The sequence below is a fragment of the Microcoleus sp. T3_A4 genome, from assembly GCF_036700465.1.
Taxonomy (GTDB): domain Bacteria; phylum Cyanobacteriota; class Cyanobacteriia; order Cyanobacteriales; family Microcoleaceae; genus Microcoleus.
Genome location: NZ_JAUBOY010000028.1, coordinates 77,757 through 102,347 on the forward strand (window position 1 = coordinate 77,757; position 24,591 = coordinate 102,347).

The 24,591-nt window shown below is 45.4% G+C and carries 27 protein-coding genes; 14 read left to right on the forward strand and 13 right to left on the reverse strand.

What is annotated here, in order from left to right:
* Positions 1–49: 49 nt before the first annotated feature.
* From QUA07_RS17095 to QUA07_RS17110, 4 genes are all read right to left on the reverse strand, one after another.
* Complete coding sequence (locus QUA07_RS17095; RefSeq protein ID WP_333327098.1) at positions 50–3,892, reverse strand: PAS domain S-box protein; 3,843 nt, start codon at positions 3,890–3,892, stop codon at positions 50–52.
* Positions 3,893–4,256: 364 nt separating this feature from the next.
* Complete coding sequence (locus QUA07_RS17100; RefSeq protein WP_333327100.1) at positions 4,257–4,406, reverse strand: hypothetical protein; 150 nt, start codon at positions 4,404–4,406, stop codon at positions 4,257–4,259.
* Entirely contained in the window at positions 4,407–5,798 is a 1,392-nt protein-coding gene (locus QUA07_RS17105; RefSeq protein ID WP_333327102.1) for a malic enzyme-like NAD(P)-binding protein, read from the reverse strand. It abuts the gene before it with no gap.
* A gap of 712 nt (positions 5,799–6,510) precedes the next feature.
* On the reverse strand, positions 6,511–6,906 hold the full coding sequence (locus tag QUA07_RS17110; RefSeq protein ID WP_333327104.1) for a hypothetical protein: 396 nt from the start codon (positions 6,904–6,906) through the stop codon (positions 6,511–6,513).
* Positions 6,907–7,257: 351 nt separating this feature from the next.
* On the opposite strand from QUA07_RS17110, the gene argS reads away from it, so the two are divergent.
* A complete protein-coding gene (gene argS / locus QUA07_RS17115; RefSeq protein ID WP_333327106.1) occupies positions 7,258–9,015 on the forward strand; it encodes an arginine--tRNA ligase in 1,758 nt (585 codons plus the stop codon).
* Between the two features lie 288 nt (positions 9,016–9,303).
* Here the strand turns inward: argS and QUA07_RS17120 are convergent, their stop codons facing one another.
* The 3 genes from QUA07_RS17120 to QUA07_RS17130 form a co-directional block, all read right to left on the reverse strand.
* On the reverse strand, positions 9,304–10,146 hold the full coding sequence (locus QUA07_RS17120) for a YheC/YheD family protein (protein ID WP_333327108.1): 843 nt from the start codon (positions 10,144–10,146) through the stop codon (positions 9,304–9,306).
* Between the two features lie 87 nt (positions 10,147–10,233).
* Complete coding sequence (locus tag QUA07_RS17125; protein ID WP_333327110.1) at positions 10,234–10,923, reverse strand: ImmA/IrrE family metallo-endopeptidase; 690 nt, start codon at positions 10,921–10,923, stop codon at positions 10,234–10,236.
* A 15-nt stretch (positions 10,924–10,938) separates the two neighbouring features.
* Positions 10,939–11,262, reverse strand: coding sequence for a helix-turn-helix domain-containing protein (locus tag QUA07_RS17130; protein WP_006634885.1), 324 nt, complete (start codon positions 11,260–11,262; stop codon positions 10,939–10,941).
* Positions 11,263–11,516: 254 nt separating this feature from the next.
* Here QUA07_RS17130 and QUA07_RS17135 point away from each other — a divergent pair, with 254 nt between their 5' ends.
* The 6 genes from QUA07_RS17135 to QUA07_RS17160 all read left to right on the forward strand — a co-directional run bounded on the left by QUA07_RS17135 (position 11,517) and on the right by QUA07_RS17160 (position 15,876).
* Complete coding sequence (locus tag QUA07_RS17135; protein WP_006634886.1) at positions 11,517–11,783, forward strand: hypothetical protein; 267 nt, start codon at positions 11,517–11,519, stop codon at positions 11,781–11,783.
* Positions 11,784–11,911: 128 nt separating this feature from the next.
* Positions 11,912–12,616 (forward strand): hypothetical protein, encoded by a 705-nt coding sequence (locus QUA07_RS17140; protein WP_333327112.1) that lies wholly within the window; start codon positions 11,912–11,914, stop codon positions 12,614–12,616.
* Positions 12,617–12,674: 58 nt separating this feature from the next.
* Positions 12,675–13,043, forward strand: a complete 369-nt coding sequence (locus tag QUA07_RS17145; RefSeq protein WP_333327114.1) for a hypothetical protein — start codon at positions 12,675–12,677, stop codon at positions 13,041–13,043.
* Between the two features lie 56 nt (positions 13,044–13,099).
* Entirely contained in the window at positions 13,100–14,077 is a 978-nt protein-coding gene (locus QUA07_RS17150; protein ID WP_333327116.1) for a hypothetical protein, read from the forward strand.
* A gap of 76 nt (positions 14,078–14,153) precedes the next feature.
* The gene (locus QUA07_RS17155; protein ID WP_333327118.1) at positions 14,154–15,233 is read left to right on the forward strand and encodes a hypothetical protein; all 1,080 of its coding nucleotides are present in this window, start codon (positions 14,154–14,156) and stop codon (positions 15,231–15,233) included.
* Positions 15,234–15,594: 361 nt separating this feature from the next.
* Positions 15,595–15,876 carry a YiaA/YiaB family inner membrane protein gene (locus tag QUA07_RS17160; protein ID WP_333327119.1) on the forward strand — a complete coding sequence of 94 codons (282 nt, stop codon included), beginning with the start codon at positions 15,595–15,597 and terminating at the stop codon, positions 15,874–15,876.
* 92 nt (positions 15,877–15,968) lie between these two features.
* Here the strand turns inward: QUA07_RS17160 and QUA07_RS17165 are convergent, their stop codons facing one another.
* From QUA07_RS17165 to QUA07_RS17180, 4 genes are all read right to left on the reverse strand, one after another.
* Positions 15,969–16,439: a ferredoxin gene (locus QUA07_RS17165; RefSeq protein WP_333327121.1), complete on the reverse strand. Its 471-nt coding sequence runs from the start codon at positions 16,437–16,439 to the stop codon at positions 15,969–15,971.
* A 77-nt stretch (positions 16,440–16,516) separates the two neighbouring features.
* Positions 16,517–16,903: a DUF1257 domain-containing protein gene (locus QUA07_RS17170; RefSeq protein ID WP_006634895.1), complete on the reverse strand. Its 387-nt coding sequence runs from the start codon at positions 16,901–16,903 to the stop codon at positions 16,517–16,519.
* Positions 16,904–16,942: 39 nt separating this feature from the next.
* Complete coding sequence (locus QUA07_RS17175; RefSeq protein ID WP_015176940.1) at positions 16,943–17,152, reverse strand: DUF2997 domain-containing protein; 210 nt, start codon at positions 17,150–17,152, stop codon at positions 16,943–16,945.
* Between the two features lie 375 nt (positions 17,153–17,527).
* The gene (locus QUA07_RS17180; protein ID WP_333327123.1) at positions 17,528–18,400 is read right to left on the reverse strand and encodes an ABC transporter permease; all 873 of its coding nucleotides are present in this window, start codon (positions 18,398–18,400) and stop codon (positions 17,528–17,530) included.
* A 227-nt stretch (positions 18,401–18,627) separates the two neighbouring features.
* On the opposite strand from QUA07_RS17180, the gene QUA07_RS17185 reads away from it, so the two are divergent.
* Together QUA07_RS17185 and QUA07_RS17190 are read left to right on the forward strand one after the other, a co-directional pair.
* A complete protein-coding gene (locus tag QUA07_RS17185) occupies positions 18,628–19,956 on the forward strand; it encodes a pitrilysin family protein (protein ID WP_333327125.1) in 1,329 nt (442 codons plus the stop codon).
* Positions 19,957–20,445: 489 nt separating this feature from the next.
* Entirely contained in the window at positions 20,446–21,474 is a 1,029-nt protein-coding gene (locus QUA07_RS17190; protein ID WP_333308043.1) for a C39 family peptidase, read from the forward strand.
* A 216-nt stretch (positions 21,475–21,690) separates the two neighbouring features.
* On the opposite strand, the gene nadC is transcribed toward QUA07_RS17190, so the two are convergent.
* Together nadC and QUA07_RS17200 are read right to left on the reverse strand one after the other, a co-directional pair.
* Positions 21,691–22,551, reverse strand: coding sequence for a carboxylating nicotinate-nucleotide diphosphorylase (gene nadC / locus QUA07_RS17195; protein WP_333327127.1), 861 nt, complete (start codon positions 22,549–22,551; stop codon positions 21,691–21,693).
* A 61-nt stretch (positions 22,552–22,612) separates the two neighbouring features.
* Entirely contained in the window at positions 22,613–22,762 is a 150-nt protein-coding gene (locus tag QUA07_RS17200; RefSeq protein WP_333327129.1) for a hypothetical protein, read from the reverse strand.
* On the opposite strand from QUA07_RS17200, the gene vapB reads away from it, so the two are divergent.
* The 5 genes from vapB to QUA07_RS17225 all read left to right on the forward strand — a co-directional run bounded on the left by vapB (position 22,761) and on the right by QUA07_RS17225 (position 24,570).
* Positions 22,761–22,976 carry a type II toxin-antitoxin system VapB family antitoxin gene (vapB, locus tag QUA07_RS17205; RefSeq protein WP_333327131.1) on the forward strand — a complete coding sequence of 72 codons (216 nt, stop codon included), beginning with the start codon at positions 22,761–22,763 and terminating at the stop codon, positions 22,974–22,976. The genes QUA07_RS17200 and vapB overlap by 2 nt on opposite strands.
* Before the next feature lie 2 nt (positions 22,977–22,978).
* The gene (locus tag QUA07_RS17210) at positions 22,979–23,365 is read left to right on the forward strand and encodes a type II toxin-antitoxin system VapC family toxin (protein WP_333327133.1); all 387 of its coding nucleotides are present in this window, start codon (positions 22,979–22,981) and stop codon (positions 23,363–23,365) included.
* Positions 23,366–23,368: 3 nt separating this feature from the next.
* Positions 23,369–23,581, forward strand: a complete 213-nt coding sequence (locus tag QUA07_RS17215) for a hypothetical protein (RefSeq protein WP_333327135.1) — start codon at positions 23,369–23,371, stop codon at positions 23,579–23,581.
* A 241-nt stretch (positions 23,582–23,822) separates the two neighbouring features.
* Complete coding sequence (locus QUA07_RS17220) at positions 23,823–24,197, forward strand: hypothetical protein (RefSeq protein ID WP_333327137.1); 375 nt, start codon at positions 23,823–23,825, stop codon at positions 24,195–24,197.
* Positions 24,198–24,210: 13 nt separating this feature from the next.
* A complete protein-coding gene (locus QUA07_RS17225) occupies positions 24,211–24,570 on the forward strand; it encodes a caspase family protein (protein ID WP_333327139.1) in 360 nt (119 codons plus the stop codon).
* The last annotated feature ends 21 nt before the right edge of the window (positions 24,571–24,591 follow it).

Here is a 24,591-nt window from a genome sequence, read left to right on the forward strand (position 1 = left end):
CAAATCCGATCGCTCGATCGGATTTGATATGATACCGATACAACGGGTTTTAATTTAATTTTTGCTGCAGAGGAATCTCGATCGCAAATTCGGAACCTTCTCCCAATACAGAATTGCAAGAAAGCTTGCCGCCGTGTTTTTCTACTATAATAGAGTGCGAAATCGCCAATCCTAATCCAGTACCTTTGCCAATGGGTTTAGTAGTGAAAAACGGGTCAAACAAGCGCTTTTGCACATCTTCGCTCATGCCGGGGCCACTGTCAGCTATCCATATGGCAACGCTGTTATTTTCGGTTACTTGGGTGCGAATCGTAATTGCGAGATTTTTGGCGGTGCGATTGGATTCCTTCATCTCCATTTCCAATGCGTCTAGCGCATTGCTCAATAAATTCATAAATACTTGATTTAACTGACCGGGATAACATTCAACTAAAGGCAAATTACCGTATTCTTTAATCACATTAATTGTCTGGTGATCGGCTTTATGTTTCAGGCGGTTTTGCAAAATTAGCAGCGTGCTTTCAATACCTTCGTGAATGTCAACTTGTTTTTTTTCGGCTTCGTCAAGTCTTGAAAAAGTTCGCAGGCTCAAAACTATGTCGCGGATGCGATCGGCTCCGACTTTCATAGATGCTAAAATTTTTGGTAAATCTTCAATAAGATAATCAATTTCAAAGTCATCCCTTGCATCTACAATTCTTGCGCTAGGCTGCGGGTATTCCTTCTGGTAAAGTTGCAGCATTTTTAGCAAGTTTTGAGTGTATTCGCTGGTGTAGCTGAGATTGCCGTAGATAAAATTAACTGGGTTGTTAATTTCGTGGGCGACACCTGCTACTAACTGTCCCAAACTTGACATTTTTTCACTTTGAATTAATTGAGTTTGGGTACGTTTTAGTTCGCGCAAAGTTTCTTCTAGCTGTTGAGTTTGAGCTTGAGCTAGTCGGGCCGCTTTGCGGGTTTGGGTGTACAGTTCAGCGTGGTCGATCGCGATCGCAATTTGAGCGACCACCGCTTGCATCAGTTCGACTTCAGAGTCGCTCCAATTTCGCATGGACACAGCCTCATAGCAGGTAATTGCCCCCATATCGCCTGAAGCAGTTTGAACTGGCAGCGACAGCACTGAGTTAATTTTTAAGGCCTGGAAATTTTCGCGCACTTCTAAATCTTCAAAAGTGCTGACATCATCAATTCGCAGGATGTGTCGCTGCAAAATCTGTGGCAGGGCGACACTAGATTGATCCTCTACAGAATAAGTACCGAGCAAACTCGGCAAAGCTTCATTCTTCGCTTCGCAAACTATTTCCCAAACCGGAGGATTGCGGTTTGGGCGATACCAAGTGAACAGGCACCAATCTATGTGCATCAAATTGCGAATTTTTTGAACTGCGGTTTCTAAAATTGTGTCTAAATCTAAAGATGTGCGAATCTGGTTGGCAATTTGATTGAGCAGTTGTTGTCGTCTTGCTTGCTGTCTGAGGGCTTGTTCCGATCGCACTAATGTTTCTTCTGCAAGTTTGCGATCTGTTAAATCTTGGATCACTCCTTGGATAATTTTTTCATTTCCCACCTCGATGACTGTCAGCACGACTTCTGCGGGAAAATCAGTACCGTCTAAGCGCTGATGAACCCAATCAAAACGGTGCTTTCCCCGCTCAAAAGCGATCGCTATCATGTCGTCAGCCATGCTCAAAGAATCTTTGCCGTTGGGTTGGAAAGGAGGCGAGAGTGTGCCAGGGTTTTGGCAGTACAACTGTTGCGGGGTAGTACAGCCGAATAGTTTTAGGGTGGCTGTGTTAGCATCGGTGATGGCATTGTCACATAGCATAAAAACAGGCAAACTGGTTAATTCGTAGAGCGATCGAAATTTGGCTTCCGACTGCTGCAATGCGGCTTCTGTTTGCTTGCGATCGGTAATATCAGCAACCATTGCCAAAGCGCCCACATAGCGTCCCTGTTTGTCGGCCAAGGAATTAGTAGAAACCATCGCCCACAAGTCCCTGCCGTCTCGGCGACGGAACTTAAAATCGAGCTGTTCGCGAATTCCTTCACGGCGGCGGTCGAGACTGATTTGTGCGATCGCCATGCCTTCTGCATCCATGAAAGCAAATAGCGACTCCCCGATCATTTCCTCTGGGCTGCAGCAGAGCAGATCGGCCATTTTTTGGTTGACAAAAGTAGTTTTACCCTCCGCATCTATGATCCAAATTCCTTCGTCCGCTGTCTCGACAATGCACCTGTATTTTTCCTCGCTTTCTCTGAGCGCTTCTTCTGCTAATTGGCGAGCCGTAATGTTTTGAGTCATTAGCAATCCGCCGATAATTTCTTGCCGTTCGTTTCTGACTGGCAAAGCATAACCGAGGTAAACGCGATCGCTGTAAAAAAATTCTGTAACAACTGTTTCTCCTGCCAGTGCTGCCCGATAAGTTGGCTCGATATCAGTACAAACATCTGGCTCGAATACTTCCCAGATAGTCTTGCCTTCCATCAATTCTTTGGCAAGCCCCACTGCTGCTAATTCTGTACCTTCTACCAGCGTGTAGCGCAGTTCTGGATCGAACAACATCACCGCACCGTTAGGAAAGTTGCTTGCCATAGTGCGGTAAAGCTGTTCGCTTTTTTGCAGCGCAGCTTCTGCTTGTTTGCGATCGCTAATGTCAACTACAACTGCACCGATGCCGATCGCCTCACCATCTTTGTCTAGCAAGGGAAAATAAGAGCCTGTCAGGTGTCGGACAAACCCCGGCTTTCTTGGATTGTCACCACTGATCTCGATATTAATTAGGGGTTGTTTCGTCCTCAAAATTTCTGCGTACAAAGGCTCTATTATTGGAGCCATATTCGGCAATATTTCGCGTACAGTCTTGCCAATGTGTTCTGCTGGACTCAGGCAATTTATTTCTGCTAGAAATTGATTAATTTGCACATACCGCAGTTGGGAGTCCAAAATGCAAAGTCCCGCCGGCGCCTCCTTCAAAAAGGCATCAAATAGTGCTTGTCTCTGTGCTAATTCTTGTTCTAAAGCTTTGCAAACGCTCAGATCTGTTAAAGATCCCATCATCCCCACAACTTCTCCCCTTTTGTCTTTCAATAGCGACAGCATCAGGTTCGAGGAAAATTTTTCTCCTGATTTACGGCGTGTTATAACTTCAATTTCATGCTCGCCTTTTTCTTGTAGCGGCTTGATGACTTGCTCTAACAAAAATTCTTGCTGTTCGGGCGGGTAAATTAGAGAAATGTGCTGTCCGATAGCCTCAGTTGCTTGATAGCCGTATAACTTTTGGCAGGCTTGATTCCAAATGGTGATCGAGCCGTCCATATCGGTAGAAACTACCGCCTCATGAATTTGGTCAATGATTTGACTTTGGAGACGTAATTTTTCTTGAGTTTGCTCCAGTTCGGAGATTTTTTCTGCGAGTAGTTTCTGAGTTTTTTCTAGTTCGGCAGTCTGCTTTGTCAGCAATTTTTCTAGATGTGAATTGCTGTGTGGCGATGCTGATTCCAGCGGATCGCTATTTTGATCCCGATTATTAAAGATTTCTTCAACACTTAGCCAAATCGCGGACAGTCCCTCTGTTTCAATTGCCCGCTCGGAAACTCGCACGGGTACGAGATGCTGGTTTTTATGTTTGTATGCTGCTTCGCACAGGTGCGTGTGGCTATTTTTTGCTTGACATTCTAGATATTTTTCTGGGCGCGCGCACTGTGTTTGCTGAATTTCCCAGTAGTTGAGGTGGAGAGTTTCTGCAACTGTGCGGCCGATAATACTTGCAAAAGCTGGATTTACGTCGAGAAAAGTCCCGTCCGTCCGGCACAATGCCAGCCCTATCGGGCACAGTTCTAACAATTGGCAACGGGAGCGATTGCGCTTGGCTTTTCCTAACTGGCTTTGCATCTGACCTAGCTGGACTTGGTTTATTTAATTATATCTTTATTATCTTGTTTATTGCTGTGAGTTTTATCCTTAATTAAAAAAGAGGGAAAAAGGAAGTTCGCCAACGATCCCTCTACGGGATTTAACAAATGTAACGGATGGATGCTGAGGTTGGAGGGAAGAAGGAAGAGGTTGGAGGTTGGAGGTTCGAGGGCAGTTTGGCAACGATCACGCGATCGGGATTTAACGGATGGATGTTGAGGAAAAAGACAGGATGGGAAAACAAAAATGAGTAATAATCAACGGGAAGGAGGAAAGAGGGAATGAGAAGAAACCAGAAAAATCACAAAAGAAGAAGTATAAAACTGGTACAAAAACCATTAATTTATACATGGTATCTTCCCTCCAACCTTCTTCCTTCTTCCCTCCAACCTTCTCCCTTCTTCCTTCTTCCGACGGACATCGGACGGACATCCGTTACATCCGTTACATCCGTTACATCCGTCGAGCGAATCCGTTGCCGAACTTCCGTCAATTAATCGCGGGCAATACCTTCGGATCGGGCGGCCAACTGCACTGCACCGGCGACAGCAATGGCAACTCTTTCATCAAAAACCGACGGTATAATGTGCTCTTTGTCAAGCTGAGAAGGACTGACTAAAGAGGCGATCGCATAAGCTGCTTCCAAGTACATAGTGGGCGTAATCGTGGCAGCTTTGCAGTCCAAAGCGCCTCGAAATATCCCCGGAAATGCCAAAACATTGTTAATTTGATTCGGGTAATCGCTGCGTCCGGTTGCTATGATCGCCGCATCTTCCATAATTAATTCTGGCTGAATTTCGGGAATGGGATTTGCCATTGCAAAAACAATGGGATTTTCGGCCATCGAACGCACCATCGATCGGGTGACTACGCCGGGGGCGCTGACTCCTAAAAATACATCGGCACCGGCGATCGCATCTTCCAAAGTACCGCTCGAAGCCACGGCAAATTCTAGTTTTTCTGGGTTCATATCCGTGCGGTCTTGGGAGAGGACGCCTTTGGAGTCGCACATGATGATATTTTGGGCACCTGCTTTACGCAGCAAGCGGGCGATCGCGACTCCGGCCGCACCGGCTCCGTTAATCACGATACACACTTCTGCGATGGTTTTTTTGACGATTTTCAAGGCATTAATTAATGCTGCCAAACTGACAATTGCAGTGCCGTGCTGGTCATCATGAAAAATCGGAATATCTAAAGTTTCCCGCAATCTTGCTTCGATTTCAAAGCAGCGGGGAGAAGAAATATCTTCGAGGTTAACGCCACCAAAAACCGGGGCGATATTCTGCACTGTGCGAATAATTTCGTCGGTATCTTGGGTGTTCAAACAGATAGGAAAGGCGTCAATCCCAGCAAATTCTTTAAATAGCATGGCTTTGCCTTCCATGACTGGCAGTGCGGCGGCAGGGCCGAGGTTTCCCAGTCCCAAAACTGCGCTACCGTCGGTAACAATGGCAACAGTATTTTGTTTGATTGTGAGGTTATAAACTTGTTGCGGGTCATTGGCGATCGCAGTGCAGATGCGGCCGACTCCAGGGGTGTATGCCATTGCCAAATCTGACTGGCGTTTGAGGGAAATTTTGCTAACTACGCTGATTTTTCCGCCGCGGTGCAAGTTGAAAGTGCGATCGTACACATCGATCACTTTGATATCCGGCAGCGCTTTCACTGCTTGCAATATTTCTTCGTTGTGTTCGAGGCTGTAAGCATCGACGGTGATATCGCGAATTGTAGTGGCGCGGGTTTGCTCGATCAAGTCGATTTGGCCGAAGTTGCCGCCGACAGATGCGATCGCGCTGGTGACGCTTGCCAGCATTCCCGGCCGGTTCGGCAGAGCAACCCGAATTGTTAAACTAAAGCTGGGGTTCGGTGTCAGTTTTACCATGATGCCTTGATTTCAGATTTGAGAATTTCAATCTTAGATTTTATCCCCAATGTTAGGCATAAAATTTAATAATTCAAATTTTCAACTGAAATTTTTAACAAATTCTATGAGCTTGTGGTACGATCGCTCTGCACTGCCAGGGGTGTCGCTGGAAAACTAATCTTTTTTTGAGTAAATCTGTGCTTTGTTTCTAGCTGGTGACTCTCCCACAAACAGCCTATTTTCTGTCAATTTTCCAGCGAACCGCGAATATGAAGCGCGGGGGTAAAAACCGGGTTTCTGAGGTCAAAGTGCGGAACTCTTATCTATTTTTGAGAATATTTCTGCTTATCCTGAACATCAGCAGATATTTCCCAAAAATCTATTTTCTAGCGATACCGCCTAATTCCTGCTGCTGTCTTTTGAAGTGAGACACCCAGGAGAGTTGATGCGGCTTTTTGGTGGCCTTTATTGGGAATGTAAAAAGTAGATGCACGGCTGTTTTAGCCGGCAGGTAAAAATCTGAGCGACTGACAAGCGGGTCTTTGATATATATTTTGTCTGGTTTAACACTTGCCAAAGATTGCGAGTGCAACCTTGCAAACGCTCTAAATTACCTGCACGCTGTACCCGATAATTCCAGGGACTGTAACTAACAGACAATCTACCCCGCGCCACCACGGGCACAGCTTGGGCCGAACCGTGTTGAGTTGCTGGTTGCTAAGTGTCAATTTTACCGATCGGCCGCAGCATCGGCCCATATAATTGTAAAGAATTTGCAAGCCAGACAATCTGGGGGAACTTTTTCTAAGTCTTGCATATCTACTGGTTGCTCTGCTTCGCTGCCGGGGGGAACTATGCACAGGGCAACTTGTCCGACTCCAGCCATGAGTTCGGCAACTCGCTCCAAAATACTGTCCATTTTTTCCATTAGTTGCTCTGCTGCATCGAGACTCGGCGCGATGATGAAAAAGGTTTTGACTCCATCGGGACAAGGGGCAAAGCCAAGCGTACACTCTCGTAATAGTGCTTGGGTGGAGAGACTGAAACCGTCGTAGAAGCGAGCGATTACTGCTTGATAAAAGGCTTGGGTCAGAGAGCGATCGCCAAAAATAGGTTGAGATAACATAACTACTTCCTTTCGTAGGATTTTTGGGAGCATTGAAAAAATTTTAACATACCTTAATGTAAGCGATTTAACAAAATTATCTAGCGATCGAGATCATTGGCTAGATGTGATAATTTTTAATTTGTGTAGCGATCGCAACTGTGATAAAATGTACTGTGTGTTAGCGCTGCAAGTGATTTTGATCCGCTCAGCAGCTCAAAGCTAAGTACAAAATTTCTTAGTAGGTGGGGAGAGGGCCAGAGGGCCAGAGGGAGAGGGTCGGATGGGGAAATTACCTAAGTAGTAAGAGTATTATTGGCAAAAAGTGCTTAATCTAGAGTTTAAAATAAACATCCAATCAAAATATTAAACATGAACTCGATCGCCCAACAGTTAAAAGCAAAATTTGAAAAAGCATTCACCGCGGCATTCGGCGAAAGTTATGCAGGTGCAGATCCAATGCTAGCCGCCGCCAGCAATCCCAACTTTGGGGACTTTCAGTGCAACGCGGCGATGAGTTTGGGGAAAAAGTTAGGAAAGCCCCCACGGGCGATCGCCTCGACAATCATCGAAAACCTAGATATTACCGACATCTGCGAAACCCCAGAAATCGCCGGGCCCGGTTTTATCAATTTGAAGCTCAAACCCGCTTATTTGGAAGCGCAAATTAGTGCGATCGCCGGCGACTCGCGTTTGGGGATTGAACCCGCGAAAACGCCTCAGACAATTGCGATCGACTTTTCGAGTCCGAATATAGCCAAAGAAATGCACGTCGGACACTTGCGATCGACAATCATCGGAGATGCGATCGCCCGCATCCTCGAATTTCAAGGCCACGACGTACTCAGAATCAACCACATCGGCGACTGGGGCACCCAATTCGGGATGCTGATCGCATACTTGCGCGAAGTTCACCCCGAAGCCCTCACAACCGCTGACGCCCTAGATTTAGGCGATTTAGTCGCATTTTACCGCCAAGCAAAACAGCGCTTTGACGCAGACGAAACCTTCAAAGAAACCGCCCGCCAAGAAGTAGTAAAACTGCAAGCAGGCGCCGAAGACACCCGCCGCGCTTGGAAATTGCTGTGCAATCAATCCCGCCGCGAATTTCAAGTAATATACGACTTGCTCGATATCAAATTAACCGAACGCGGCGAATCGTTTTACAATCCATTATTGCCCGCAGTAGTCGAAGATTTAACCAATCTAGGTTTGCTAGTAGAAAGTGACGGCGCGAAATGCGTTTTTGTAGACGGTTTCACCAATAAAGAAGGAGAACCTCTCCCGCTAATTGTCCAAAAAACCGACGGCGGCTACAACTACGCCACCACCGATTTAGCAGCAGTGCGCTACCGCATCCAAAAAGACAATGCAAAGCGCATAATTTATGTCACGGATTCAGGACAAGCCAACCATTTTGCCCAAGTATTTGCAGTAGCGAGAAAAGCCGGTTGGATTCCCGAAGATGTCGAAATTGTCCATATTCCCTTCGGTTTGGTATTGGGAGAAGACGGCAAAAAACTCAAAACTCGTTCTGGGGAAACGGTGCGGTTGCAGGATTTGTTAGATGAGGCGATCGTCCGCGCCACCAAAGATTTGGAAGACAGATTAGTCACAGAAGAAAGACAGGAAACTAAAGAGTTTATAGCTAACGTAGGTCGCGTAGTTGGTTTGAGTGCAGTTAAGTATGCAGATTTGAGTCAAAACCGCGCCAGCAACTATGTATTTAGTTACGACAAAATGCTCGCATTGCACGGAAATACCGCTCCTTATATGCTGTATGCTTACGCGCGCGTGCAGGGAATTCGCCGCAAAGGTGAGATTGATTTCGAGAATTTAGATGCTGGTGCGAAAGTGATTTTGCAGTCAGATGCCGAGTTGGTATTGGCAAAGCATTTATTGCAGTTGAATGAAGTTGTGAATGCTGTTGGCGGCGATTTGTTGCCGAATCGAATTTGTCAGTATTTGTTTGAATTGAGTCAAAAGTTCAATCAATTTTTTGAGCAATGTCCGGTTTTGAAAGCTGAGGAACCGTTGCGGACTTCGCGGTTGATTTTGTGCGATTTGACGGCGAGGACTTTGAAGTTGGGTTTGGAGTTGTTGGGGATTCAGGTTTTAGAAAGAATGTGATATAAAGTTTGTAGCTGTAGGGTGCGTGAGAGCAATAAATATTTGAATCTAGATGATGAGACTGTTTGCAATCACCCACCGCCCCAAGTCTTGAACAATACCGATGCAACCGGAAATAAGATAATTTTAACCGCTGATAAACGCTGATAAACGCTAATGAAAGAGGAGGGGATAGGGCGAGAATTTATGCCCAAGTTTCCTCTACTTTTAACATTTCTGATGTCATTGCTTTTACTTTTTTTGAGATTGGGATTTAGTTAATTGTAGCGTATCTCTAAAATCGAGCATTTACGGCTTTTTGTTAAGAATCAAGCTATCCAGAATACCTTTAAACATTGTTACCACAATTTGGCGATCGTTATCTCTGACAAAAATATCGTAATTGGGACTTGAGTTAATTTCAATTAACCAATATGCTCCTTTTTTATCTAGTGCTATGTCAAACCCAGCATAATTAATCGCCATTTCTGCAAAAACAGGTTTAACAAAATCTTCAATCTCAGACATGAGATTGGGGTTAATTATATGTTGAGCTTTTGCACCTTCCCAGTGCAGCGGACTTAAATTCCCCGCAAATTTAGCCTGAGATTTGTCTTTCTCGTACAGCAAAACTAGCTTTTCTTTGCAGAATACAGCCCGATATTCGTGAGAAATTTCGATGTATTCTTGAGCTAGCGCCACATAGTCATAATCTTTGCTGTTGACATTAAATATAATTTCTAGGGCTGCTTTAATTTGCTCTCTACTTTCACACAAAAAAACATTGTTGCCACCAGCACCGCGATTTCTTTTGAGAATTACCGGGAAAGCGAATTTTTTGTTTACTTCTAAAACTATTGATTCAATATCTGGGAAACTCAAATACTTTTTATACTTCTCCTCGCAGTGAGGGGAGACAAAACCGAGAGTTCTGGGAGTATTTATTTGGCCGTTTAATAGTTGATAAGTATATTCTTTGTCTTTAAAAATCTCTGCTACTGACGCGCTGTTAAATGGCGTCATGTAATTGACAAAATAATATTCTTCGTCGCCGTGTTTGATTCTAATCAAGTTTTGGGAAGGATGGAGGATTTCGTAAGGTATATTTAATTCCTCACAAGCTGCCAGCAGGATTTCAATATTGGTGAGCATAAAATGTAACTTAATTAGAAATTAATTTAAAACATTTGAGATTTGAGAATCTCTTCCAAATCTCAAACCTCAAATTAGATCGCACTTCTATCCAAACAATCGCTGCTGTCCGTTTGCCGCATCTTTCCCGGCATAAATCTCGCGCGTTCCCTTGGGAATATAAATCCAATCGAATTCTTGTAAGCGGTTTGTCAAATTGGAAATGCTCACTCCCAATTCATCTCTCATTTTGTATAAATGCGACCACTTTGTTAAATCGCGTCCCTGTCTTTTTTCCTCCAAAATACACCGAGGCATCAACAAACAGCTTGCAAAATATTGCGCTTGCCATTCGATCGACAAAACCTTATTATCAGCACTCGCACCCCGACAAACAAACGGTTCCTCGACATCCTGGGCTGCTTTTCCTTCATTGCCCAAGTTTAATTCCAACTGTTCCACAGTGCCGTCTGCTTCGTCTTGATTGACGTGTAGCACCCAGTGGCCGATTTCGTGGGCGATCGTCGATTCGATGAAACCCGGCGGTTTTTCGAGAATCTGTTCGTTGATTTCGATTAACCGCTGCTGCGGCAAAATCCTCGCCGCGATCGCACCTTCTTCATCCGGGTCAATGCACTCCCATACTACGCCCAAATCCAGAAAATCAGCAACCGTTGTCGCATCAAAAGGCCATCTCGGAGCAAAATTTTGCGTTTTCTGCATCTGCATCAAGATGTCATTTGCCAAACGCTCGATCGATTCTTTGGGATAGAAGCAATACGGCTTAAAAATACTCACTATGAGGGGCCTCTCTTACGCTTCAAAAGATTGTTTGAGCCAATCTGGATTTTCTTGCATCCGGCGAAAAAGAGCCTGCATTTCCTTCGGATTCTGCTTCAGCAGCGCTTCGTACTGCTGCGGCAGCCTCCCCGCCAAGAAAATCAATTCCTCTTCGTTTATGTCGAGATTTCGCGCTAATGCTCGGATTACCTCCTCTTTTGGCGCATAATCCGCTCGATCGTTCTCCAACTTCGACAAATAAGTAAAGTCCACACTTAGCATAGCTGCTAGCTCACGTTGTGAGTAAGCTTTGTCCTTGCGAGCTTGACGGATCAGTCTTCCAAATGTTTGTTCCACGGTTTTTCGCCTCCTGACAAGCATTCTAGCCTGTTTTGATGAAAAGTTCAACAAAATACTTGACGGGAAAATCAACCCGCGCTACCATGAGGTTAGTTGACGGTTTAATCAACCCGCAGAGCCTGACTGGTAGGGTTAAAGGTGCAAATTAGCCTAGCTCACACGCTACATATAGCGTCGTCAACTGTAGAGGAGTGAGAAGCGCTGGGCGTCAAAACGCTTGTACGCAGCAAATAAGGAGGAGCAGATCGCAAATGCTGAGAACCTGGACAGACACGCATTACAAGCTCGAAGACGATGACTGGCTATACATCGCCACCCACGAAGAACAAAGCTCAGCCTCACTGGTTTGTCCCGGCTACGCGCGGGATGGCGAAGGCTTCAGCATCCACTTCACCCCAGCGCACCTAGAAACATTAGAGCATTTGCTCGCCGCGCTGCGGATTATCAAAGCTCAACAAGAGGCGATGCTTGAGTATACCTATCCCGAACCAAAAGCAACAACACATCTCATTAGGTAATGGAAGGAAGAAGGAAGAAGGAAGAAGGAAGAAGGAAGAAAAATAATTCGATTGTTGTGAGTTCCCAATTTCTAATTACCGATTCCTAATTGTCAGAACATAAATCAATAACTAAGGAAAAACGAACAATGACTACTAAAACACAAGAAAGACCTACATTTTCAGTATTTGGTGCCAAACCGAGCAATGCTTTGTTAGTACCAGAAATCCCGATCGCAGTGCGTAACAATTGCCAAAGTGGCCAATGGGCGATCGGCGATACAGACTACGGTTCTAAGTGTTCCATGACAATCCTCAAATTCTCCAAATTCTTCGGTTCCCTCGGTCAAACTTCGCACACACTTTGGGGTCAACTGTGGTTTGTCGCAGAAAGTGGCGAATTGCCGCAAGGAGTTGTCATGGTGACATACATCAAAAACCGCAGCTTGAACGATTTTAACCGTTTGGTAGCATCAGTTCAATCTCGCGGCGTAGAACCTGCAACCGGAATTTTTGTTCCCGAATTTGTCAAGCATTCCGGTCAGAAACCAGACGACAGCGGAGTAGTAAAACCGATCAACTACTACAGCTTGAAATGGTCTTGGAACGAGCGGAAAGATTGGGCGGTTATCGACCAAGCAGCAGCAGTTTTGTCCGATTCTAGCAATCAATCGCGGATGATTGACTTAGAAGGAACAAAAGCTATGGTGTGTTTAGATAACCTGCCGGCGCAGCAAGTTGCCTGCTTGATGGCTGCTCACGCTGGCGGTGAAAGCGATGCTATTGCTTTGAATTCCAACGGCGGTATGTCGCTACCGCCAGCGGAAGACCAATTAACTGCTGACTTGTTCTAATTTTGTTGTAAGGCGCGATTAAATCGCGCCTTTACCATAACTGTTACAACAGAGTGAAATGAAGAAATTAACCAAGCTGAAAACCAAACCAAATCTGCAAGAAAGTCGTTTGAAAGAGAATCTTGAGCTGCTCGATCAAATTCGGACAGATGCAGTTAACGACATCGACAGTCTCACCGAAGATTTCCAGCACATGACTTTAGTAGCCGAATCAGTTCAGCGAAATTACCGAGCTTTGTTAGCCGAAAATCAATTGTTAAAAGGCGCACTTTTGAGTATAATTGATGAGTGCGGCTGCTCGGAAGGAAATCGGTGCGATCGCTGCTGGAAACTTCTCAAAACTCTAGCCAGTGGCAATCCCGAAGAAAAACCCGATGCAGCCAGAAAATACCGTTCCATTCTCAGCCAACTCCGCAACTTAGAATAACTGAGAAAGTCTCACTCAAAAGTGTCGAAAAGTTATAATCAGGAGAAGCAAACATTATGACAATAGCAACTGCCAAGGATAGCAAAGCCCAAATTTTGCAAAACTTTCAGCAGATTTTAGCCGACAAAAAAAAGATCGAATCCAAAGTCGAAACCAAAGAACAGTCAGCCGAAAAAGCCAAAAACAAACAACTCCTCGAAGTCGCTTCCACCTACACAATTGACAGCATCGTCAAAGGCTTGGCTGACTTGCAATTAGATTTTGGCAGTACCATCAGCGGACTTTCCGAAAAACTGAAGGCGGAATCTTCCAAATTAGACGAATTAAAACGCGCGATCGAAATTGAAGCCGAACAATTGCAAGAGTTGCAGCAAATCAGAATTGTAGCAGACGCCCTCCACATTTTAACTCAAGAGCACCGAGAAAAATTGACCCTGCTCGAACAAAACGCTGCTAACCAACGCGAAATTATCGAAAAAGACACGACCCAAAAACGCAAGATTTGGGAAAAAGAACAAGAAGAATTTGAGGCAGCAGTTCAAGAACAAACTGCACTCCTCACTAAAAAGCGCCAGGAAGAAACAGCCGATTATCAATACGAATTACAGCGCAGCCGCAAAATCGAAACCGACGAATACGAAGAAACGAAGCGTAAACTAGAACGGCATTTGCAAGAATCTACCCGCGAAAAAGAAAAAAATTGGGTGGAACGGGAAAAAGTCCTCAGCGACAATCAAGCGGAGTTTGAAGAGAATCAAAGAAAAGCCGCCGGATTTGAAGAAGAACTCAAACAGGCTTATGTCAAAGCCAAAGAAGAAGCAATTCAAGAAGTTTCCCGCGAAGCTAAAGTCAAGGCAGATTTAGTGGAGAAAGAGTGGGAAGGCACTAAGCAAGGATATGAATTGAAAGTGCAATCTCTACAGCAGACAATTGGGCGGCAAACCGAACAAATCGCCGAAATTTCCGCGCAACTGCAAGCCACGATGAAGCAAGCGCAAGATTTGGCAATGAAAGCTTTTGCCAGCAAAGCTTAAAACCCAGTAAGGGGTGCAATGCGCACCTTACGAAAAAATGACAGAAATTTTCCACGCTATTAAGAAATGAAAAGTCATGAACAAAAAAGTTAGCGACAAAAGCACCAAGGCTGAAATCTTAGAAGCGTACAAGGAAGCAGCGCAAGAAAAAGCGCAGCTAGAATCGCAAATCCAACTGTTAAACGCTTCCCAAAAGCAAACACCAGCCCCAGAAAAACCTATTGTGGAAGCACAAAAACCAATGGCTTTAACTCAAAATCCACAAAAAATGCAGTCTACAATCGACAATTTGATTTTGCTGCAATTTGGCTTTGGTGGCGCTGTCAGCGAGTTGTCGGAAAAATTAACTTCGGAAGCTGCTAAAGTCGAAGAATTGCGGCGCACTGTGGGTGAGGAAATTCAACAACTGCAAGAGTTGCACAGTTTAGAAGATGTTGCAGAAGATACGCTGGACAATTTAATTCAACAGTACGAAGAAAGCGCGAAAACTTTTGCTGGCGAACTCAGCGCACAGCGCGAAACTGTTGAACAGGAATTGTTGGAACGCCGGCAAGCTTGGGAAAAAGAGCAGGAACTTCACAAGTTGGCTATTCAAGAACGCAATGAGCATCAGCAAAAAGCTCGCCAGCGGGATGAAGAATTGTATGATTATGATTTGAATCTTCAGAGAAATCTGGACATCGAAGAATACGAACAGCGCCAGAAAACACTGTATCAAGAAATCGAAGAGTTTCAGCAAGAAGAGGAGAAACAGTGGGCGGAACGCGAAAAATCTATTGCGGAACGGGAAAAGCTGTATGCTGAGGTGAAAGCGAAGGTAGAAGCTTTCCCGAAAGAACTGGAAGCTAATATCAAGAACGGTAAAGATAACGGTCGCAATATTGGCAATTATCAAGCTAAAGTTAAGGCTGATATGTGGGCTAAAGATGTTGAAGGGCAAAAGCAAAATTATGAACTGCAAATTCAAGGGATGTTGCAGACAATTCAAAATCAAGATGAGCGCATTGCTAGCTTGTCGAAACAACTGGATTCTGCTTTGAAACAGGTTCAAGATTTGGCGGTGAAGGCAATTGAGGGCTCATCGAATTTGAGTTCTTTCCAAGCAGTGAGGGAAATTGCGATCGAACAAGCGAAGACTCAGCAGAAAAATAAGTAGATATAACTCGGCGGTTGAAACCGGGGCTACACAAACCAAGTAGATAAGAGTCGGCGCTTGAAACCGCTCAAAAGTCAAACTCTCGTCAGCGGAGGCGGAGTGGGAGAAGTAAGGTGCGGCCCGGCGCACCTTACGCTATTTTGAGAAAAAACTAGCTTTCCTTAGTGGAGTTTTCCAACTGTCTACTCCCACCCAGTCTTCCTTGAGCCTTAAACCCTATCTACAGCGTTCTAATTTTTAGTAAAAAGCCCGATCGCACTGTTCACTTATCGAAACTGTCCCTTCCTCTCCTGACCGCTTCACTCACCCTATCTATTCTTTAAGTTAATGAACCAAAAGATATATTTGACTTAGAGGCACTATGCAGAAACAAATCATACGCCAAAAAGATACTAATGCTTGGATACTTCACTGCTGGGTTTCTTTTATTCTTGCCATTTCCGCAACTACTGTAGGTATCATTTATTTACAAGTAGACCCCTGGCAGAAAGCTTTTATGGGTATGGGTTTAACTTTTTCAATCGGCTCGTCTTTTACTTTAGCAAAAACCATTCGGGATAACAACGAGGCATCAACATTAACTGCCAGAATTGACGAAGCTAGAGTTGAGAAAATTCTCGCTGAGCACCATCCTCTCAAATAAATTAATTATAGAATGTATATAAAAACAGCCCGCGCGGGCTGTTTTCGTTGTTTGAGCCACAGGTTTCAAGCTGCGGATGGGAATTGGGGATTTCAATGGCTACCTTTGAACTGACGATCGCGCAACTTATTCTTTTGGCGCTGGCGAATACCGGCCTTAACTGTCGCCATATCCACCGGAAAACCAACGACAGGCATCACCTGATCCTTGCGTTCTTCTTCCAGATTCTTGAGTTCGGTGTAATCAACCCAGTGAATGCAATTCACCGGACAAGTGTCGATCGCCTCAGCAATCAACTCTTCAGAATCCCCGTCTTGTCGAACTACGCGCGATCGACCGTAATCCGGTTCAATATAAAAAGTATTGCGAGCAACGTGAGCACAGTGCTTGCAGCCAATGCAGGTAATTTCATCAACATAGACACCTTTTTGGCGCAACACACCGCCCAACTCCGGTTCCAAACCAGAGCGATCGGGCGCATCCCGCAAAAATCCTCCCAACTCCGGCTCTAAACCAGAGCGATCAATTGCTGTATCTATTCCGAGTCCAGAAAGCTCAGACATTTAGACCCCCACAATAGTAAATAAGTCCGCACAGGCGGACTTTGATGAAACAAGATTGCAAAAATCTCGAAAAATGATTAAGCGCACCAACGCTGCACCACCAAACGGATAGAACCGTCTTGATTTTGCTTTTGCTCAGAAATTTGGAAACCCTGCTTAGCGCTTTCATTCACCACAGTATGGTAAGCGTAGCGCTGAGTCACCTTATTCAGAAAACGGTCTACAGACCAAGCTTGCTGCCAAAACTGCAAGTCAGCCACCAATTCATACTCAGTCCCGTTCCAGCTAAAACCTACGTCGTAGCCGTTTTTTTGCTCAATTACGACCTCAGCGGTGCTGGTTAGGCCGCGATAGCCACGCACCTCAGTCGGGCCCGACTTCCAGTCGATACCCAAGTCAGTTAAAGCAGCTTCCAAAGAATTCAAATTGCGGATCTGGGTCTTAATTTGGCTAAAATGTGACATGGTGGTTCCAAAAAAATTTAAGTGAACTCAACAAAAAAATTACCAATCGCTAAAAGCCACTTGGGCGGTCGCTTCGGCTGACTGATGCAGCGCTTGCGTGAAATATTCAGATGTTGACTCTTGGTGAAGCACCACGCCGAGCTGAGCTTCAATTGCAGCCGTTACCTCAGCACAGGAAGCACCGACAATGCCGGTGACTGTTTCCTGTACGCGGCCATCTGGATAGATCACAAACTCTAGTGTTTCCATAATCCGGGCTGACTGAATAGCAATAGTGAGACCAGACACCGACACCAGCAAGCCAGGGACGATGCCTCCTGAAGTAGCTTCTTGAGAGTTGGCTGACTGACAAAGCGCTATATCAATTTTGACGAATTGATAGGTTTTGAGTCACAACTTAACAGAACTTATTAATAGGTAGAAGCAATACATCAGTTGTATGTAAAGTTTCGCGTAGATCGTGACAGCAGTCAAGTCAGTCTATTTGATGAGATTTGAGATTGGAGAGTCAGGAAGAAGGAAGAGGGGATGAACGGCAGAGGGCGCAGAGGGCGCAGAGGGAAGAAGGCAGAAGGTAAAAGGCAGAAGGCAAAACGAAAAAGTATAAATTCCCCCACTCCCTCTCTAATTCCCTCTGGGATCTAAAACGTCTCGTAGGCCATCGCCCAAAAGGTTGAAACCAAGAACAGTCAACGTAATCAGCAAACCTGGAAACACGATCGTCCAAGGAGAAGAAAGAGCGTATCCGCCCTTAAAAGCATCAGAAAGCATCGTCCCCAACTCAGGAACCGGCGGCTGTGCGCCCAAACCCAAAAAACCCAAACCGGCAGCTTCTAGTGTCGCCGTACCAGTCGAAAGAGTTGCTTGTACAACTAGAGGCGCGAGACTTCCCGGCAAAATGTGGCGAAAAATAATCCGTAAGTCGCTGGCGCCCAAGGCCTTGACAGCCAAAACAAATTCTTGTTCCCGCAGAGACAGCACCATACTGCGAGTTAAACGGATGTAAATCGGAATTTGCACGAGGCTGACGGCGATAATTACGCTTTGCAGGCTCGGCCCGGTGACGGTAACAACGCCGATCGCCAGTAAAATCGAAGGAAAAGCTAGCAAAATATCCGCCAAAGTGCCGATCGCCATTTCCAGCAACCCCCGAAAATACCCCGCCACCAGCCCCAAAAGCGCTCCCACAATTAAACCCACACCCACAGAAACCAGGCTGACGAGTAAAGATATTCCCAATCCGTGCCACACCCGCACCAACAAATCTCGCCCCAAACCGTCGGTGCCCAACCAATGTTTCGCGCTAGGAGCCACCAAGCGCGACAAATAATCTCGATCGACCGCAGCATCGTAAGGAGAAAGTAGGGGGGCCAACACTGCCGATATCATCAGCGCTACAGTCAAAATTAAGCCGATTTTCCCCGAAGTCGATCGCCAAAATCGTTGAAAAGCTGCTTGTGGAAATACTAAGTTTTTATTCAATCTTCGATTTTCCATCGAATGTTGTCACCAAAAAAACTGAGGACTTGGGCAACTATTAGGATAAATTAACGATTGCGCTCGCAGAAATACGTTAACAGGACTTGCTCCAGGGAAACCAAAAACTCGGTGCGTGCATTACCCTCCATACCCAAAGTCGCATTTTTTGCCCCAAATGCCCAATGCCTGAGCTCTTCCTTAAAGACCCTTTAAGATATAGAGAACAAGATAAATTTAAAAGCCAAATGACATCAACCCTGCTCAAAACCTCAGCCCGATCGCCCCTCAACGCCCCAACAATCCGCCATTTCCCCAACGGCCTCACCGTTATAGCCGAACACTTGCCGGTCGATGCTGTTAACCTCAGCGTGTGGCTCAATTTAGGCTCAGCCGTCGAACCAGACGACATTAACGGCATGGCTCACTTTTTAGAACACATGATTTTTAAGGGAACTCCCAGCATTCCCAGTGGCGAATTTGAGCGCGCGATCGAGCAACGCGGCGCTGTCACCAATGCTGCCACCAGCCAAGATTACACTAACTATTACATCACCACAGCTCCTAAAGATTTTGCCGAACTAGCCCCCCTGCAAGTCGATGTGTTGCTCAACGCCAGCATTCCCGACGACGCCTTCGATCGCGAACGGCTGGTAGTCTTAGAAGAAATTAGACGATCGGAAGACAATCCCCGCCGCCGCACCTATCAGCGATCGATGGAATTAGCCTTTGAAGTCCTGCCCTACAAGCGACCGGTACTCGGCCCGACTGCGGTAATCGAACAGTTGACAGCCCAACAAATGCGGGATTTCCACAGCAGCAGATATCACCCAGGGGCGATGACAGCCGTAGCTGTCGGCAATTTGCCAGTCGATCAACTAATAGAAATTGTCGCAGACAGTTTTGCAGCAAAAAGTACAGCACAAAACAACAAAATAAATGTGCCCGCTGTCGGCAACTTTCACCCCGAAGCCCAAATCCTGAACTACGGCCAAGAGTCGCCGTTTACAGAAACAGTCCGCCGCGAATTTGTAGACTCTGCCCTTCAGCAAGCCCGACTGATCGTGATGTGGCGAGTGCCTGGTTTCATGGAAATGTCAGAAACTTATGCCCTCGACGTTTTGGCGACAATATTGGGTCATGGCCGCACAACTCGCTTGGTTCATGATTTGCGCGAAGAAAAAGGGCTAGTCTCGTCAATTTCGGTCAGCAACATGACTCAGCGACTCGGCGGCATATTCTCAATTTCCGCTCAACTACCGACAGAAAACTTGGCAGCAGTGGAAGCTGCGATCGTCCAACACATCCGCACTCTCCAAACCGAACTGGTGACAGATGCCGAAATTTCCCGCATCCGCACGCAAGTAGCAAATCGGTTTATCTTTGGTAACGAAACTCCGAGCGATCGAGCAAGTTTGTACGGTTACTATCAGTCGATGGTAGGAGATATCGCTCCCGCCCTTAACTATGCCGCTTGCATCCAAGCTCAGACTGCCGAGGATCTCCGAGAAGCCGCCGTAAAATATCTGTCTCCCGATGCGATGGGTGTTGTGGTAATTCGCCCGGACGAAGCATAAATCTGACTTCGCCTCAACAGGGAAATTCTGCCATCCCTCTGCTTTTGAGGCATCCAACAGCATTCGGGATTCGGCAGAAACAATGTCAACTCGCACGAGGGATTTTTAGTCAATAGTGCGTGAAATTCGATCGGCCCGCGCCTTGAAGGTTTTGTATCAAATAATTAATATGAAGCCTTTAAGGTACGTGCGATCGACAAAATTACCGTAATTTTAGGAGACGATAAACTGGGAATTTTTGACGAGCAAGCAATTTAGTCGAGGGAAACCGGGTTTATCGGCGATCTAAAATTTAAAATTTAAAATCTAAAATCTAAAATCTAAAATCTAAAATCGAGTGAGCGGCAAAATTACCGTAATTTTATGAGACGATAAACGGGGAATTATTGACGACTCAGCAATGTAGTCTCGGAAAACCGGATTGATCGGCATCGTAATTCTAAAATCTAAAATCTAAAATCTAAAATCGATTGACAGGGGCACGCAAGCATGAAATTACAAAACTTTCTCAACTCAAACATTAGGTACGATGCCAAAGCAATTGCTGCAGACGACGAACTCAGTGCCCAAATTCAAAGCCGCCTCATTGACCTGGGTTTACTGAAGCCTCCCGTAGACGGAATTTTTGGCCCTCTCTCTACCGCCACCCTCCACCGATTTCAAACTCTGATGAAGTGCGGCGAAGCGGGTTTTTTGGGAGCAGTCACAGCCAAAAAGCTGATTGAAACCAAACCAGAGGAGATTCCCACACATCCCCTGATCCTGAAAACGCTCAGAGACACTATTTTTAAATCAAAACCGCTGGCGTCTTCTCAACTTCAGGACTCGGAAAAACAAGTAATACCAGCCGGAAAAGAGTTTGAAATCTTGGCTTTTGCCCCGGCTCGCGGTCACATCAGAGTTGCTCTCCGCAACGAGTCTTTCAAAGATTCAGGAATTTGGTATGTTTTCGGAGCACACGCTCAAGTTACTCAAGACAGCGTTCTGTTTTATCCCAAACCGAATCCTCCAACGGTCAGGCTTGGCATTCCTTATCTATCGCAACTGGATAACTTGAATAATCCTACAGGTTCTTGCAATGTAACTTCATTAGCGATGTGTATGGACTTTTTGAGGGTGCCACGGCGCAAACAAACCGGGCAATATGAAGACGAACTTTACGAATATGCGATCGCCAAAGGTTACAGTCGCTGGGACCCCTACGATTTAGCAAAGATTGTTAGAGATTACGGCGCTCAAGATTTCTTTACCGAGAATGCAACTATTGATGACGTTCAAGATTGGCTCGCCACCGGAAATCCTGCTGTCATCCACGGATACTTTACGTCTTTCGGTCACATTATAGTTGCATCAGGCTACGACAGCGAGGGATTCTTCGTCCACGATCCCTATGGTGAGTGGTTAGGAAGTGGCTACGATACAAGTGTCAGCGGTGCCTACTTGCACTATCCCTATCGCTTAATCCGCAGCGTGTGTATGCCTGACGGGAATTTTTGGGTTCATTTTATCTCTAAGTAATTGGGAATGGGGAATGGGGAATTGGGAATTGAAAATTAGCCTTGTTACTACTGACTAATGATACTAAATCCGGGTTCATTAACTTCTTTATCACTAAGCGGTTGAAACCGCTACCAACGCGAGCACACAAACGAATTCCGGGCAACGCGAGACTAAGAGATCAAGAGAGTATTTAACCCTGATTTGATATCACAAGACTCAACAGTCAACAGTCAACTAACTATTAATTTTCATGCTCAAATCCAGCCAAGTCGATCGCGTAATCGGAGCACTGGTAGAAATATAGTCAACTCCGGTTTCGGCTACACTTCTAATTGTTTCTAAAGTAACATTGCCGGAAGCTTCAATTTTTACCCGATCGCTCTTTTGGCGAATTATGGCGACAGCCTGCCGCATCAAATCAAAGGACATATTATCTAACATGATAATATCCGCTTTGTGCTGCAAAGCTGTTTCTACTTCGGCGAGAGTTTCGGTTTCGACTTCGATCGTCAGCGGATAGGGGATAGAATTGCGAATTAGGGCGATCGCCTCTGCAATTCCTCCAGCCGCCGCAATGTGATTGTCTTTAATCATCACCGCGTCATCTAATCCCATCCGGTGATTGCAAGCACCGCCGACTTGAGTTGCGTATTTTTCCAACAATCTCAACCCCGGCGTTGTCTTGCGCGTATCCACTAATTGCACTGGCAAATCGGCAATTCTGTCAACATATTTCTGAGTTAAAGTAGCGATGCCGCTCAAACGCATTGCCAAGTTTAATGCTACTCTTTCTCCGGTTAGCAGCGCATCGAAATTGCCGAAAATCTCGGCGATTACTTCTCCTTTTTCGCACAGTTTCCCTTCTGGTACTTGGGGGATGAAACTGAGGCTGCTGTCTAAAAGTTTAAATGTGCGATCGGCAATTGGCAATCCCGCAATGACTCCAGCTTCTTTGACAATCCATTTAGCAGTACCCTGGATGCTGTTTGCAGGAAATAAGGCCGATGTTGTGCGATCGCCCCTACCGATATCTTCTAGTAGCCAGTTGTGCAATAGGGAGTCTAAAACTATCCAAGGCGGTAATATTGCTGTCATGTTTTTGTCAGTTGTTATATCAAGATCATATCTACTAGGAAGAATAGTCGATCGGGGGATTTTAGGCAAGTTGCAAAATAATGAGGGTGTCAGTGCGATCGGGATTTGGGTAGAGTGAGGGCGATCGGGCTAGATCATGGGGTATTCTGTTGCTGACATTGGGTGTTGGTGCTTTAATGGAATAGATAGGGCGATCGCGAGAAGAAATCATGATACAGCCAGTCATTTTAGAAAAATTAGCAGAACTCCCTGAGTCTCTTCAGACAGAAGTGCTTCATTATATTGAGTTTTTGATTGAAAAGCAGGCTAAAAACTCAACTCAAGAAAAGCCGACAAAGCGAGGCGGACTTGGAATTTGGAAAGGTAAAATCTGGATGTCTGATGATTTTGATGAACCTCTCGAAGATTTAAAGGAATATATGTGAACATGAATATTCTACTGGATACCCATACTCTTCTCTGGTACTTGGAAGACAGTAAACAATTAAGTTCTAAAGCAGCAGAAGTTATTGAAAATCCAAGTAACACTCTCTGCTTTAGTATCGGCAGCTTATGGGAAATTTCCATTAAGCTTGGTTTAGGAAAACTTAGCTTGCAAAACTCATTTTCTGAGTTAGAGGAAGTGTTGCAACAACTAAAAATAGAGGTTTTGCCAATCACATTCTCTGATACAGAATGCTATCTTAACTTGCCGCTGCATCATCGAGATCCTTTCGATCGCATTCTGGTGGCACAGGCGATTAATCATTCCCTTGTTTTGGTTAGTCGCGATGGGACTTTTGATGCCTATGAAATTGAGGGAGTATGGTCATAATGAATGGAAAAATATTCTACTTTTGTAAAGGCGAACCCTACCCATCTAAAGCAAACTATTAGTGGTGCTTTAGCCATTGTTTCGGTGGGTAATGTGGCGACATCTGCCCGTTCTTTAGTAGCTGCAGCGGGTCTCCTGTTGACAAAGTTGGGTATAGGTGCTTTGATGGGATGGATGGGTTTACTTTGGTCGCAAAAAGGGTTTGCGCTGAGATAACCAGTTCATTAGACCTCTCCAGAAAAGCCTGTAAAGGTCAGGCAGGATGCCTACCCCACAATAATTATTGGATATCTCTATTTGACTTAGGAGCAGGGGGAGGTTTTGCGGTGGGCGACTAGCGCTAAGGGGAAGTTTGTGTTCGGAATTTAATGAAGTGGAATTCAGATAGTCTTCCGGATAAAAATGAGAAATTTGAGTATGCACAATTACAACTTAAATACAGTAGAAAGAGAGCCATATGACTCCAAACTCTAGCATTAAACTTACAATTAATTTCAACGACCCCGACCTAGAACCCGAAGAACGAGACGAACAGGTGCAACGGCTCATTACTGAATTGAAGCAAATGGACGAGGTAGATTCTGTTGCTCGCGTCCCTGACCCGAATCCTCCCGAAGGGAATAAAGCATTAGGTGGTTTTCTGGTTGGGTTGCTGGCTGCTGAGGTGAACGTAGCAAATGCGAAAAAGTTGATGGGGTTCTTGGGTGATCGCCTGAGTGGCAAGCTTATTGAGTTAGAAGTTGAAGCCAATGGCAAAAAACTGAAAGTCTCTGCTCACAGTCTAGAAGAACTGAAAGCCGCTATCCAAGAAGCCCAAGATTTTGTAGCGTAGTAGGTAGGAATATATGGCAAAGATTGCGTTGCTGGTTGGGGTCAGTGAGTATGCAGAAGGGTTGAACCCTTTACCTGGTGCTGTCAAGGATGTTGAGGCAATGCAGCGTGTCTTGCGGCATCCAGAGATGGGTGGGTTTGATGAGGTGAAAATGCTGCCGAATCCAGAACCGCTGGCAATGCAGGAGGCGATCGAAACTTTGTTTTCTGGTCGTGACAAAGCTGACCTGGCACTGCTGTTTTTCTCGGGTCATGGCGTTAAGGATGATAGTGGTCGGCTTTACTTTGCTAGTCGCTTAACCCGCAAAAATCTTAAAGCAATACTCCGGACAGTTTTTAAAGAGGAATGCGATCGCAATAAAATAGAGAAGTGAAAAAAGTGAGTGCAATCTCAA